This window comes from Dictyobacter halimunensis, assembly GCF_036245075.1.
In genome coordinates this window covers 602,937-616,290 of sequence record NZ_BSRI01000002.1, presented here as the reverse complement: position 1 = coordinate 616,290, position 13,354 = coordinate 602,937, and the positions used below count along the sequence as shown (strand labels likewise).

Below are 13,354 nucleotides of genomic sequence, written 5' to 3'. Positions count from 1 at the left end.
GAGTGTAGGACAGGGATTTGTGCTTGTCAAGTGTCTCCACTTCTTTTTTCAATAGCGTCGCCGCGGATGTGCATTCATGCATTCGCGGCGACGCTATTGTGAAATGATATATATGCACCGTAGGTGTGGAAAAGCGTACAGGCCGAACGCGAGTTTTTTTGTGTTGGTACCAGTGGCCTGTCCTTTTTTGACTTATGGACAGGCTGTGCTGTATAAATATGAAGAGTATATCCAGTATGTTCGTTTGTGACACGTCATATATCAAAATGCTTTAAAGAGAGATGCGCATGAAATTAGTTCGCCGTCCACGCCCTCGCAGTATTACCACCTTCGCCATTTTTGAGCTGATGGGATCACTGGGCTGCCTTGTCTTGTTGCCTTTCACCGTCGCTGGATCGCGTGATTTTATTGCTCTGCTGTTGGGAGCCGTGCTCGGCTTTGTGGTGGTCTTTGGCCTCTGGACCGTGCAGTACTGGGCATACTGGGCCACGGTCGTCTATGAGTGCAGCGAAGTGCTCTATGAACTCTATCTATTAACCACGCCTGAATACAGAAACATCATCCACATGTTCGGGCCTATCTTCGGGATCGCCATGAGCGCCCTCGCGCTTGGGTATCTGTTTTTGGACCGCTCGATCAAGCCAGTGTTTAATCGCGCAGCCCTTTCTTAGCCTGTACATAGGGTAGTGAGGGCGACAAAACGTAGGTAACCTCCATCAATTTATTGATTTTTCCAAATTTAACAAAAATTATGTTGTTTAGCTATTGACAATTCGCAAGTGCTCCGGTATACTGTCGACGTGCTAAGAAATGAGCACACAAAAACAGTCTGGTGACCGTAGCTCAATAGGCGGAGCTCTGGATTGTGGCTCCAGCGGTTGTGGGTTCGAGCCCCATCGGTCACCCCACTAAAAGCGTTGCCTCTCATTTGGGAGGCAGCGCTTTTTTGTTTGTCTTTTCACTCGTACGTGGCTATTATCTCTACCGGTGATGAGAGGACCAGGCCAAAAAGCGCCCCCGACTGTGAGCTACACAGCCGGGGACACCTGATGTATTGAGATATGGCGAGAGACTGCTACTTGCGAGAATCGCGCCAGCGTACCAGTTTCTGAACCGCTTCAAAGTCCCAGGGAGCACCCAGGCCCAGGATGAGCTGACTGATACCGGCATTGAGGAGCGCATCACGCTTCTCGTCGCTGTCTTCCTTTTCGGTGCCGCAGGTGCGCTCGATCTCGTTGGGATCACGGCCCTCTTTCTGACACCAGTCGTTGAGCACTTCCATCTTATGGGTAATGGTCTCGGGATCGCCGAAGCCATGCCACAGATCGGCGTATTTAGCGGTCAGGCGCAGGGTCTTCTTTTCGCCACCACCACCGATCAGTATGGGAACCGATCCTCGTACAGGTTTGGGAACATCGACCTCCCAGCGCTTTTTGATGATCTCCAGTGACTCTTCCAGCGCGTTCAGGCGGCTGCCCGCGGTGCCGAAGTCATAGCCGTACTCTTTATAGTCGCGCTCGAACCAGCCCGCGCCGATGCCCAGAATCAAGCGTCCATTGGTAATATGGTCGAGTGTTTTGGCCATATCGGCGAGCAAGGCGGGATTGCGGTAGGTGTTACAGGTAACCAGACAACCAATCTGAGCCTTGCTGGTGAGCATACCCATGGCGGTCAGCAGGGTCCAACCCTCAAAGTGATTGCCCTGTGGATCGCCGTAGAGCGGGAAGAAGTGGTCCCAGTTCCAGATGGTATCCACTCCCAGCTCTTCAACGCGTTTTACCGCATTGGCGAAATCTTCGTAAGAAGTATGCTGTGGGTGTAGCTGAACTCCAACCTTTAGTGGATATTTTTTCGTCATTTGTGGCACGAGATGTATATCCTTTCTCTATGCTAGCGGTATGGTAATACCCATACCCCTCTGAGTGTAAGCACGTTTTAATACAGGTTGCAAGTTTCAGCTGGCTTTTATCCATTCTTGACGCGGAAATCGGGTGAATGCTATTGAACATGGTCCATTGTTTGCGCTTATAATTGAGAGTGAATTTTATCGAAAGGATTTTCCTGCTATGGAACCCAGGATTTTGATTCGAAAAGACCCTGTTCGTTGGGGAATTTTAAGTACGGCCAATATCGGTGTGCGTGCCGTGGCGCCGGCTATTCAAGCGTCCTCAAATGGAAAGCTGATCGCTGTTGGCAGCCGTGATAAAAACCATGCCACCGAGGCGTATTCTTTTGCCCCGAACGTGCGTATATATGATTCGTACGCTGCGATTATCGAGGATCCCGAGATTGAGGCGGTGTATATTCCTCTACCCAACAGCTTGCATGCAGAGTGGACCATACGAGCCCTGCAGGCGGGCAAGCACGTCCTGTGCGAGAAGCCAATGGCTGTCACGCGTGAGGAGGGTGAGGAGATGGTGCAGGTGGCGCATGAGAGCGAGGTATTGTTGATGGAAGCCTTTATGTATCGCTTTCATCCCCAGATTGTCTGGGCCCTGGAACAGATCACGAGGGGTGTAATTGGACCTGTTCACCTGGTGCGTTCCTCATTCTCTTTTGATATTCGGACGCGTAGCGAAAACATCCGTTTGCAGCCCGAGCTGGCCGGTGGTTCGTTGATGGATGTGGGATGCTATCCTATCAACCTTTTCCGAGCCATCTATGAGCGTTCACCCCGTTCGGTGGCCGCCCGCGTGCATGTAGCGGGCCCGGTAAGCGTTGATCTGGCCACCAACGCTGTGCTGGATTATGGCGATGGTTGCTTCGGCATTCTTGACAGCAGTTTTGGCCTGCCCTCGCGCCAGGGCGCGGAGATCATCGGCGAGGCTGGCATGATCACGCTGCCCGTCCCTTTTACACCAGGCAGCTATGATATGACCGCTTTTATCACAAAGGACGGTCAGATGCAGGAGCAGTCTTTCTCGGGTGTGGACCAGTATCAGTTAGAGGTGGAACACTTCGCGCAATGCATTCGTGCTCATCAGGACCCACAGCTCTCTTTAAGCGAGACGCTTGAGAACCTGGCTACCATCGAAGCCATCTATGAGGCAGCTGGCCTCGATTGGCCAATTATTTAAGAGTGGGTCTGACTCCTGTTGCCCTGGGGCTACGTGGTAGCGTCCGCTGCGCGGCCGCACTCTTTTTTGTGTTGGTGCATCGAGGGCGCATTCGCGCCCTCGATGCACCAACACACATATGGCTCCTGAGTTTTCGCACCTCTGGTGCTCACGAGTTCGTTTGTGTGTTGGTACGGCAGGGGCACATTCGCGCCTTCGATGCACTAACACACATATGGTCCTTGAGCTTTCGCACCTCCGGTGCTCACGAGTTCGTTTGTGTGTTGGTACGGCAGGGGCGCAGCTGCGCCCCTGCCGTACCAACACAGCAAAAACCAGTGCGACCGTGCAACGGTCGCACTGGTTTTTGCTGTGTTTCTTTTGCTTCCTCCACAGCGCAAAAATTGTGCATCGAGAGCGTTTAACAGAGGAAAATGGAAAACCTGTATAAAACGCCGCCTGTTTGTTGACTATATTCCTGGTATCCACCTAGAATGGAAGTAGGATTGCGCATTACAGACAAGAGATGTGATGTATCTGACGAGATATATCTCGGCAGGAAGGAGCCAAAAGTTATGGATGCAATCGTGGGGCGCTATCGCGCTCGTATGGAAGAGTCTGGTCTGGTCCTCAAACACCCTTCCGGTATCAGTTTTGACCTGACACCTGAGGAGGCACTGGGTTTGCTGGATTTTATTACCGCTTATCGGCCGACCTTGCTGGCATTGCAAGAGGAGCGTGATACAGATCCACATATGGCGAGTATTGTGCTGGATAAAGACAGCAGAAAGCCAGGAGTGGAAACAGTTCCTCAAGATGATAGCGAATAACAGCAGCGAACAGTATTTTATGAATATGTAGCTGGCTCCTTCAATGATGTATATTTGTAGGCCACGATGAAGCATAGCGCTTCTCCTGGTTTGTTTTATTGCTCTGTTTCCCAGGCCCATCCTGCTTTCCCTTCTTGCTTCTCTCCTCCCAAACATGATAGGCTTCGATGTGAAGCGAATGTACCCTGTAGAAAGGTATAACCTATAGGAGAGAGTCAGCAGGTGCTTTCCGCGTTTGTTCTCCGAGTGCAGTAAAATGGAGGTGTGAAGTTGGCTGCAGTTGAATTTGGTCTTATGCTGCGTCAGAATGATCCAGGGCATGGGTTGCACGAGTTGATGGATTTTAACCGCCGATGTATTGAAGAGCTGAAGAGGGGCTTTACGACGCTCTGGTTAGAGGATCATGTGCAGGTTGGTGAGACCGATGCTCTGGAGTGCCTGACCACCCTGAGTTACCTGGCGGCCCAGTATCCGCAGTTTAAGATCGGCTCCCTGGTGCTGTCCCAGTCATATCGCAATCCCGCCTTGCTGGCCAAGATGGCCGCCAATCTGCAGGCTTTGACGGGCGGTCGCCTGATCCTGGGTATCGGGGCGGGCTGGAAAGAGGACGAGTATATATCCTATAACTTCTCCTATCCGCCTGTGAAGACCAGGATGGAGGAACTGGAAGATGCGATTCAGGTGTTGCGTGCCATGTGGACTACGCAGCCAGCTACGTATGAGGGGAAGCACTATCAGGTGCATGATGCCTATGGTGCCCCTAGGCCCAATCCTATGATTCCTTTGCTGGTTGGGGGCGGCGGCGAGCAGCGCACCCTGGCTATCGTGGCCCGTTACGCGGATTGGTGGAACTTCAACTCTTGTACAGTCGAGGAATATGAGCGCAAGCTGGCGATTCTGCGTCAGCACTGTAGCAACTTTGGACGGAATTTTTCGGAGATTACCCTTTCCTATCTCAGCACCATCAGTGTCTCAGATGATCCCGCGCGGGTCAAACGTAATCCAAACAAGCATTTTATCGCTGGCAGCGGTGAGGAAGTGATACGCGAGTTGGAGCGGTTTCGCTCCATTGGGGTTTCGCACTTTATGTTCCGCATTCTGGATGTGGAGTCCTTGCAGCATTTCGTCGCCCATGTTGTTCCACATTTCGTGTAAGATATGGTCTAAGAAGATGCCATTTCGCATAGATTATGTCTGACATAAAACCCATGGGTGTGATACACTGCTATGGTGAAGGTCTATGCAAGTTCTGAAAAGCTTACATGACGCGGCTTTGCTGCTTGTTTGCAGGCACTGCCGGGTGAGGAAGGCTCAGCACCCATAACTGGTGAACGTATGTACTGTTTTAGATCATCGGATGGAGTATTTTTCCAATATGGCACAAACAATTGATCACGAGACAAATCGCGTTGCGGTTGGTAAGCCCACGCGCCGTATGGATGCGGAAGAGAAATTGACGGGTCGCGCACGTTTTTCGGGTGACCTGGCTTTTCCAGGTTTGCTTCATGCGCGGCTGGTATTGAGTCCATATGCTCATGCGCGCATTGTCTCGATTGATACGACCGCGGCCCTGGCTATTCCAGGAGTGGTTGCTGTTTACACAGCTGATACGCTGAAAATGGCGAAAGCGCATGAGAGTTCGCGCTCGCAGGCTCCCCTGGCTCGCGATGAAGTATTCTGGTGTGGTCATCCGGTAGCGGTTGTGTTGGCGGAATCTGAGGCCCTGGCGCAGGATGGCGCGGATGCGGTGGATGTCGATTATGATCCGTTGCCAGTAGTAATTGATCCGTTGGCGGCGCTCCAACCTGATTCGCCCGTGACGCGGCCACGTTCCAAGGATGAGACTTCTGAGATTGCTGGTGGTGGCACGCATGCTGATGTGGGCAACACGCAGGCTGAGGAGGAAGAGCAGGAAGAACTGTCACAGAACGTTAGCGACAATGTGCATATGCATATTGGCGATATTGAGGCCGGTTTACGCGAGGCCGACGTGGTGGTTGAGCGTACCTATCGCACGCACTCGGTCCATCAATCCTATATGGAGCCGCAGTCGATCACGGTTGTGCCAGAGCAGACCTCTGGACACAAAATGCGCGTCTATGCCAGTACGCAGGGCCTTTACAACGCACGCACGGATATCTCAAATGCCCTGAACCTGCCGGAGCGCCAGATTCTGGTCGAGCCGATGCCGATCGGTGGCGCCTTTGGCGGTAAGTTTGGCCTGGTTGAGCCCCTGGCGGCGGCGGTGGCCTACGCGATTCGTAAGCCTGTGCGCCTGGTCTATACGCGCCAGGATGAAATGCTGGCCGGTAATCCCGCTCCACAATCAGTGATTACAGTCAAACTGGGCGCGAATCGCGATGGTACGCTGGTCGCGTTGCAGGCCAGGATTATCCTTGACTCTGGTGCCTTTCCAGGCGCCGCGGCTGGCCTGGCCGGCCACCTGATTTCGAGCGTCTATCGCTGCCCCAATACCGACATTCGTTGCTACGAGGTGTTGACAAACAAGGTCAGTGTGGGAGCATATCGCGCTCCAGACGCGCCTCAGACAGCCTTTGCGCTTGAGTCAACGGTGGCGGACCTCTGCCAGGAGATGCAGATCGATCCACTTGAGTTCCGGCGTCAGAATGGCCTGCGCGGTGGTGAACCTTCTGGCAATCCCCGTCGTCCTACGTTGCCGCCCCTGGGTCTGATTGAGTGCCTGGACGCTATCGAACAGCACCCGTTGTGGAAGGAGCGCCAGGGGCCGAAAGAGCCTCCCGCTGAACTGGCTGGCTGGAAGATTGGCTTTGGCCTGGCCGTTGGCGGCTGGCCCGGTGGCAATGATGTGGCCGCCGCCGCCTGTCGCCTGGAATCCGACGGCACGGTCTCCGTGGTCGTTGGCACCGTTGACCTGACCGGATCAGATACCTCGCTGGCCCTGATCGCCGCCGAGGCAATGGGCGTGCCCTCATCCCAGGTTAATGTGGCCCACGACGCCACCGATACCATGCCGTATAGTGGTGCCACGGGTGGTAGTAAGACGATCTACTCGATGGGACCCGCGGTGATGGCGGCGGCACGCGATGCTCGCCAACAGATCTTGCAGATCGCCAGCGATATGCTGGAGGCGGCGGTAGACGATCTGGAGTTCAAGAACGATAGCGTGGCGGTAAAGGGCGTACCGGGCAAATCCCTGTCGCTGCAAAAGATCGCCCAGGCCTCGACCAGCTTCAGCCGTCGCGGACCCGTCTATGGGCAGGGTCGCACGCCAGTGCCTGAAGGCTCGCCAATGTATGCGGCCCACCTGGCCAGGGTTGCGGTTGATCCCGATACCGGAGAGGTGCGCGTCCTGGATTATGTCGCGGCTCAGGACGTCGGCCAGGCTATCAATCCACCCGCCGTTGAGGGACAGATCCACGGTGGCGTCACCCAGGGTCTTGGGTGGGCGCTCTTTGAAGGTCTGGAGCATGACGAGAACGGTCAATTGCTTACCGCTACCTTCATGGATTATGCTCTGCCGCATAGCTTTGATGTGCCCAACATCACACCGATCCTGGTCGAGGTTCCCTCGGGGCCTGGTCCTTACGGAGCCAAAGGTGTCGGTGAGCCCCCGGTTATTCCGGTAGCCGGCGCGATCGCCAACGCCATCTACGATGCGGTTGGCGTCCTTCCGACCGAGATTCCCATCACTCCTGAGCGTCTCTTTAACGCGCTCCACCAATAAGCTGATCATATTCTCGCCCCACGGATGCGATTGCAGGAGGTGCAGGAGGACGGTGAGTCCTCCTGCCGGGGTGTGGGGTGACCCCACGCTATTCCCCCAATCACTCCACGGATGCTGAGCATCCGTGGGGCGAGAATATGATATACTTTAGTGTAGTCTCTTTTTAGGATCTTCCTCTCTGACGGTGCGTTGTTTAATCCTGTTCAGGAGAGCTTATGATGACGCCCCATTCGGATCCTTATACGCAAAATTCTCATAATATAGAGCAGCAACCCATCCCGGCTTCGATGCCACCGGCTTCTGATATCACACCACCAATGGGAGAGACTCCCCCACAGGTATTAGCTGAACAGGCCGCCGAGGGTCATCGTGGTGCCGCCTGGCGCTTGATGATCTGGATCCTTAAAAATGATCCACGCGCAGTGATTGCCGTCTCTTCGTCGGATGATGATCGCCTGGCCCGCGATCTGTTGGAATTTATTGCTCTGGGTACCTGGGCTGGCAAACCATTCGCAGTACCGCTGCCTCTACGTTCACCTTATGCTCGTACACGCCTGCGCACCCTCTTTATGCCGGGCGCGGGCATGGATAGTGAACGAGCGCGCGGTGTTTTGCTGGCTGGCATGCGGTCTCCCAATTTCCACATGCGTGAGAATGCGGCCTACATCCTGGGCCTGATCGGAAATCAGCATGATGTACCGGTGCTTATTGAAGCCTTGAAGGATGCTGTGCCGGCGGTGCGCCTGCAGGCGGCCAGGTCCCTGGGACGCATGCGCGCTGCTGCGGCTGTGCCGGAGTTGTTGGAGACCCTGCATAGCGCCGATGAGTTCGTGGGGACGCAGATCTTTCAGGCGTTAGTGCAGATAGGTGGACCAGCCGTACCAGCTTTGATCGCCGAGTGCAGTAGCCTCTCAGCCTGGACGCGCTGGCATTGCGTGCGTGCCCTGGGTGAAATCAACGATGCCAGGGCCGTCCCCGTTCTTGCCCGGAGCTTGAACGATCCCGACCATGGTGTGGCCTGGATGGCCGCCAAAGAACTTATTCAATTTGGTAAATTGACCGTTGTGCCAACTTTACAGGTACTGATGACCTCCGATACTTCGCCCTGGCTGGCCGAGACGGGTTCATATGTATTGCATCAGCTTTACCTGCGCTATCGCAAATTACAACCCTATCTGGCACCGCTGGTGCAAGAGATGCAGCAATTCTCTTTCAAAATTGGTACCGGATATACCGCCCAAAAACGCTGCGGCATATAGAACAAGACAAAATATTACAGTCATCGACGCGTGAATTATCCGCGACCGAGTGAACCTGATCAGAGACAAATCCACTCCATCTGGCCGATTTGACAAGATGGAGTGGATTTGTCTCTGAAATGCCGCTTATCTGGAATAATAGCTGCTGGCAGAATGTTGATATACTTGAGAGCGTAAAGGCTAGGGATAAATTCTATCCCTGCTCTATTTTCCTTCCTTTTCGCTACCTTCAACAAATCAGATGAGCCCCATGAAGAACGGTAGTTAGCTCAGCTTTCTTGACAAGAAAAAATCTTACATGGTACTCTTTGGTTAGTTAGATAAAAACAAATTTGATATACTTAGTCAACATTGAGGTGATGTAACATGGGTGATGCTTTTCGCGAGATATTGCGGCAAGCACGGCAACATGTGCCCGAGTGGTCCGCATCGCAGGTGAATGATGTATTAAACCAGCGTAAGCAGGGGAATGCAGATTTCACACTGGTGGATGTACGTGAGAAGACCGAGTGGAATGAAGGATACATTCCCGGGGCTATACATGTTCCGCGGGGACATCTTGAGTCGCAGATTGAAGAGACGGTTCCCGATAAATCAAAGAAGGTTGTCCTGTATTGTGCTGGTGGTGTGCGTTCACTCATGGCAGCAAGCACCTTGCAGCAGATGGGCTATCAGGATGTCGTATCGATGGCCGGTGGCTTTGGTCAGTGGAAGGGCAGTGGTCTGGGCTTTATGGAGCCGCGTACATTGAACGATGCCCAGTCAAAGCGCTATAGCCGCCATCTACTCGTGCCTGAGGTTGGTGAACAGGGCCAGCTAAAGCTGCTCGACTCCAAAGTTCTTTTCATCGGCGCGGGTGGCCTGGGTTCTCCGGCGGCCCTCTATCTGGCCGCGGCTGGCGTTGGCACCATTGGCATCATCGATGCCGACGTGGTCGATGACAGTAACCTGCAGCGCCAGGTAATCCACAACACCGAGCGCATCGGTCAATATAAGGCCGAGTCGGCTCGCACAACCATCAATGCGCTTAATCCCGATGTCAATGTCGTTACCTACATTGAGCGTCTGGACGATAACAACGTCAAACAACTGGTCTCCGAATATGACCTGATCATTGATGGCACCGATAACTTCCCGACGCGCTACCTGCTCAACGATGCGGCACTGCTTTTCAACAAGCCGGTGATCCATGGCAGTGTGTTCCGCTTCGAGGGACAGGTAACGGTGTTTAAACCCTACGAGGGACCTTGCTATCGCTGTATGTATCCGGAGCCACCACCAGCAGCGTTGGCGCCTAGCTGTGCCGAGGCCGGTGTGCTGGGTGTGTTGCCTGGTATCATTGGGCTCTTGCAGGCAACCGAAGCCATCAAGGTCTTGCTAGGTATCGGTGAGCCCCTGGTTGGCCGTCTGCTAACCTATGATGCACTGGCGGGCGAGTTCATGGAGCTAAAGCTCTTCCGCGATCCTAACTGCGCCGCCTGTGGTGAGCATGGGCATCCAGAAGATCTGCCAACCTACGCGGATGTCTGCGCGATTCCCGCGTAATGCATAGATAGCAATAGAGGTAGGCGGAGAACGTTGTGTTCTCCGCCCGGGAGTACGGAGGCCTGTGCTCCCACCTTATTTTTCCACCGGATGGTGGCTGTATACAAAAAAGCAAAAAATTCGAAAAGCTGGAGAAAGCATCATGGCAAATATTCGTTTAGCACCGGTATTGCGCTCGTACGCGGGCGGTTCCAAGCAGGTTAGCGCGCAGGGAGCAACCCTGGGCGACGTCCTGAGCAACCTGTACCAGGCTCATCCTTCCTTGAAGGAGCAGATTCAGCCCCAGCAGGAACTGAGCCGCTTCGTCAATGTCTATGTCAATGATCAAGATGTCCGCTATCTACAGGGTCTGCAGACCGAGGTAGGCGCGAACGATACCATTACCTTGCTGCCAGCTATGGCTGGTGGGCGCTAGGAGAGAGAAGACGTATGCGCTATGGCAGCCTCCTGGAGACAATTGGAAACACACCACTTGTTGAGCTAAAGAGCTTCAGCCCGCGACCGGGGGTGGAGATTTATGCCAAACTTGAGGGCAGCAATCCTACGGGTAGCGTGAAGGATCGGGTAGCGAAGAAGATGATCGAGGAGGCTGAGGCGGCTGGAAAACTCCATCCGGGTTCGATCTTGCTGGAGCCAACAAGTGGCAATACCGGTATCGCCCTGGCGATGATTGCTCGTATTAAGGGATATCAGTTTGTCGCTGTAATGCCGGATAATGTAACGAGTGAACGCCAGAAGATGCTCGAGCTGTATGGCGCAAAAATCATCTATTCCGATGGTCGCCTGGGTAGTAATGGAGCGGTGAAGATGGCCAGGGAACTGGCTGATGAAGATGATCGCTACGTGATGCTGTACCAGTATGGCAATCCAGCCAATCCCCGCGCCCACTACGAGACCACGGCGGTTGAAATTATCCAGGACCTTCCCGACATTGATGTGTTTGTGGCGGGTCTGGGCACCGGTGGTACCCTGACGGGGACCGCGCGCCGCCTGAAAGAATACAATCCCGCTATCAAGGTCGTCGCGGCCGAGCCGCAGCAGGGCGAAGGAGTACAGGGTCTACGCAGCCTGCAGGATGGTTTTGTGCCTCCTGTACTGGATCAATCATTGCTGGACGGCAAGATACTGGTCTCCAGCGTCGATTCTATCCGTCGTACGCGCCAGTTAAAGGATCAAGAGGGCATCTTCGCCGGACCATCGTGCGGTGCCTCTCTCCACGCGGCCTTGCGAGTGGCTGAGAGTATGGAACGGGGCAAGATCGTCACCTTGCTGCCGGATGGTGGCTGGAAGTATCTGAGTGAAGATCTCTGGACACTCCCGATTGAGCAGATCGAAGATACATTAGAGGCAAAAATCTTATGGTAGCTGAAACAAGTTTTGTGGTGCATGTTCCCTCGACCATTTATCAAGAGATGGTCGAGCATGTGAGCAGTGGATATCCCAATGAAACCTGTGGCGCGTTGGGGAGCGTCGATGGGCGGGCGGTTAAGAACTATCCAACCGCTAACGCCGCCGAGCGACCCGATGACTTCTCGATCATCAGCGAAACAGATCTGATCCGTATCTATGATGATATCGATACCTATGATGGCGACCTGATCTATTACCATTCGCACCCGATCACCGAAGCCTACCCTTCTCCGCGCGACATCGATTATGCTAAGCGCAGCGGCTACCTCTATATTATCTTCTCTCACCGTCACCATCCCGAGCCACCCTACGCTCGTGTCTTCAAGATCGACGCGCAGGGTCAGGTGACCGAAGGCAAGATCGCTATCGACTAATCTCCCAATCAGAATAGAGAGCGAAGTGAGCAAATTGGGTTCCGGCCTCATTTGCACACTTCGCTCTCTATCTTTTTGTCTCCCTCTGAACGCCTTCAGACGTGCTTTAAGAGTAGCTCATGTTTGTGCATAGCGGAAAGGGGAAGTGTTATGTCCGTGCAGACCGATCCGCCAGAACTGGTGGTGCAGAAAATGGCTGCCTTTGAGCAATTGCAGCCTGAATTTGAGCGTTCCTTTCTTTTTGTTGAACAGGTACAGGGGCATCAGCGTTTTGACTCGCTTTCAGTCGCCGATGTTGTACGTTACCTGCACGCACTGTGGATCAGTGAATGTAAGACCAGCCTGTTGAGCATCCCGCGTACAGTCAAGGAGTATGATGGTCTGTTCTGCTTGAACCTACTGCAGAACTGGCAAGAAAAAGGGGATGTCGCGGCCGTCGTCGCTTTTCTCTATCGCAAATTAGATATGCTTCCTATTGTTGAGATTACCAGACAGATTCAAGAGGCCCGGCGAGCGGATACAGCGGAAGCGCAGATACAGCGCCTGATCTATGGTCGTAAGGTGATGCTTAACCGTCAGAACAACCTGACACGGATGTTGGATGCCCTCTTTGCACTCTCCCCGGAAGAGCTTTCGCGGCAGGTCCAGCAGGCCTGCGCGGAGTATGGGCATCGGTCGGATCAGATTGAGCAGCAGCGGGCGGATATGCAGGGTCCACTCTATACGTTTGTTCCTCATCAGGTACTGGCTGAACGTAATATGCTGGTTATGAATACACTGGGCCGCCAGACCATGGATCGTCCCAGCAATCCAGCGGCACAGCGCACCTCGCCCGTTCAGCAATCGCATACTAATCCACAACCCCTGGCCGAAACGGTGATCCCGAACTATCAAGACATGACCTCGTCGGCGTATAATAATCTTATGAAAGATCGTTTCGCAGACCCAGAGGTACAGAAAAAACGTCAGGATGGGTAAATGGGAGGCACCTCATGAATGACCCGCATGCGAAGAAGCGCAACTGGTTGATTACGGGCGCGTGGTTTGGCACCATCGCCTTGCTCGGTGTATTAAAGCGGATCATGGATAAGCAGCAGGCCTCGTAGTGTTGTTCTGAAGCGATGATAGGCGCGTGTATACGTTGGAATATTGTGTCTCTAGCCGAGCTATGGAA

12 protein-coding genes and 1 tRNA gene are annotated in these 13,354 nt (G+C 53.8%); 12 read left to right on the top strand and 1 reads right to left on the bottom strand.

Annotated features, from left to right (window positions below; translation table 11 throughout):
* Positions 1-287 precede the first annotated feature (287 nt).
* Together AABA21_RS16625 and AABA21_RS16620 are read left to right on the top strand one after the other, a co-directional pair.
* Positions 288-671 (top strand): hypothetical protein, encoded by a 384-nt coding sequence (locus AABA21_RS16625; RefSeq protein ID WP_338252038.1) that lies wholly within the window; start codon positions 288-290, stop codon positions 669-671.
* Positions 672-832: 161 nt separating this feature from the next.
* Positions 833-908 (top strand) — tRNA-His (locus AABA21_RS16620).
* A 167-nt stretch (positions 909-1,075) separates the two neighbouring features.
* On the opposite strand, the gene AABA21_RS16615 is transcribed toward AABA21_RS16620, so the two are convergent.
* On the bottom strand, positions 1,076-1,858 hold the full coding sequence (locus tag AABA21_RS16615; protein ID WP_338258450.1) for an LLM class F420-dependent oxidoreductase: 783 nt from the start codon (positions 1,856-1,858) through the stop codon (positions 1,076-1,078).
* A 208-nt stretch (positions 1,859-2,066) separates the two neighbouring features.
* Here AABA21_RS16615 and AABA21_RS16610 point away from each other — a divergent pair, with 208 nt between their 5' ends.
* From AABA21_RS16610 to AABA21_RS16565, 10 genes are all read left to right on the top strand, one after another.
* Positions 2,067-3,077: a Gfo/Idh/MocA family protein gene (locus AABA21_RS16610; RefSeq protein WP_338252036.1), complete on the top strand. Its 1,011-nt coding sequence runs from the start codon at positions 2,067-2,069 to the stop codon at positions 3,075-3,077.
* A gap of 554 nt (positions 3,078-3,631) precedes the next feature.
* Positions 3,632-3,886, top strand: coding sequence for a hypothetical protein (locus tag AABA21_RS16605; protein WP_338252034.1), 255 nt, complete (start codon positions 3,632-3,634; stop codon positions 3,884-3,886).
* A 270-nt stretch (positions 3,887-4,156) separates the two neighbouring features.
* Positions 4,157-5,041: an LLM class flavin-dependent oxidoreductase gene (locus tag AABA21_RS16600; RefSeq protein ID WP_338252032.1), complete on the top strand. Its 885-nt coding sequence runs from the start codon at positions 4,157-4,159 to the stop codon at positions 5,039-5,041.
* Between the two features lie 220 nt (positions 5,042-5,261).
* Positions 5,262-7,592, top strand: coding sequence for a xanthine dehydrogenase family protein molybdopterin-binding subunit (locus tag AABA21_RS16595; RefSeq protein ID WP_338252030.1), 2,331 nt, complete (start codon positions 5,262-5,264; stop codon positions 7,590-7,592).
* A gap of 215 nt (positions 7,593-7,807) precedes the next feature.
* Positions 7,808-8,851 (top strand): HEAT repeat domain-containing protein, encoded by a 1,044-nt coding sequence (locus tag AABA21_RS16590; RefSeq protein WP_338252028.1) that lies wholly within the window; start codon positions 7,808-7,810, stop codon positions 8,849-8,851.
* 366 nt (positions 8,852-9,217) lie between these two features.
* Complete coding sequence (moeB, locus tag AABA21_RS16585; RefSeq protein ID WP_338252026.1) at positions 9,218-10,396, top strand: molybdopterin-synthase adenylyltransferase MoeB; 1,179 nt, start codon at positions 9,218-9,220, stop codon at positions 10,394-10,396.
* A gap of 142 nt (positions 10,397-10,538) precedes the next feature.
* Positions 10,539-10,811, top strand: a complete 273-nt coding sequence (locus tag AABA21_RS16580) for a MoaD/ThiS family protein (protein WP_338252024.1) — start codon at positions 10,539-10,541, stop codon at positions 10,809-10,811.
* A gap of 14 nt (positions 10,812-10,825) precedes the next feature.
* Positions 10,826-11,761 carry a PLP-dependent cysteine synthase family protein gene (locus AABA21_RS16575; RefSeq protein WP_338252022.1) on the top strand — a complete coding sequence of 312 codons (936 nt, stop codon included), beginning with the start codon at positions 10,826-10,828 and terminating at the stop codon, positions 11,759-11,761.
* Positions 11,755-12,180: a M67 family metallopeptidase gene (locus tag AABA21_RS16570; protein WP_338252020.1), complete on the top strand. Its 426-nt coding sequence runs from the start codon at positions 11,755-11,757 to the stop codon at positions 12,178-12,180. Before AABA21_RS16575 ends, AABA21_RS16570 begins: the two co-directional genes overlap by 7 nt.
* 150 nt (positions 12,181-12,330) lie before the next feature.
* On the top strand, positions 12,331-13,158 hold the full coding sequence (locus AABA21_RS16565; protein ID WP_338252018.1) for a hypothetical protein: 828 nt from the start codon (positions 12,331-12,333) through the stop codon (positions 13,156-13,158).
* Positions 13,159-13,354: the final 196 nt, after the last annotated feature.

Excerpts from the sequence above, each read along its gene's own strand:
- AABA21_RS16565 (WP_338252018.1), top strand. The coding sequence starts at position 12,331 with ATGTCCGTGCAGACCGATCCGCCAGAACTGGTGGTGCAGAAAATGGCT.
- AABA21_RS16610 (WP_338252036.1), top strand. The coding sequence starts at position 2,067 with ATGGAACCCAGGATTTTGATTCGAAAAGACCCTGTTCGTTGGGGAATT.
- AABA21_RS16590 (WP_338252028.1), top strand. The coding sequence starts at position 7,808 with ATGATGACGCCCCATTCGGATCCTTATACGCAAAATTCTCATAATATA.
- moeB (WP_338252026.1), top strand. The coding sequence starts at position 9,218 with ATGGGTGATGCTTTTCGCGAGATATTGCGGCAAGCACGGCAACATGTG.
- AABA21_RS16570 (WP_338252020.1), top strand. The coding sequence starts at position 11,755 with ATGGTAGCTGAAACAAGTTTTGTGGTGCATGTTCCCTCGACCATTTAT.
- AABA21_RS16615 (WP_338258450.1), bottom strand. The coding sequence starts at position 1,858 with ATGACGAAAAAATATCCACTAAAGGTTGGAGTTCAGCTACACCCACAG.
- AABA21_RS16575 (WP_338252022.1), top strand. The coding sequence starts at position 10,826 with ATGCGCTATGGCAGCCTCCTGGAGACAATTGGAAACACACCACTTGTT.
- AABA21_RS16595 (WP_338252030.1), top strand. The coding sequence starts at position 5,262 with ATGGCACAAACAATTGATCACGAGACAAATCGCGTTGCGGTTGGTAAG.
- AABA21_RS16580 (WP_338252024.1), top strand. The coding sequence starts at position 10,539 with ATGGCAAATATTCGTTTAGCACCGGTATTGCGCTCGTACGCGGGCGGT.
- AABA21_RS16605 (WP_338252034.1), top strand. The coding sequence starts at position 3,632 with ATGGATGCAATCGTGGGGCGCTATCGCGCTCGTATGGAAGAGTCTGGT.
- AABA21_RS16625 (WP_338252038.1), top strand. The coding sequence starts at position 288 with ATGAAATTAGTTCGCCGTCCACGCCCTCGCAGTATTACCACCTTCGCC.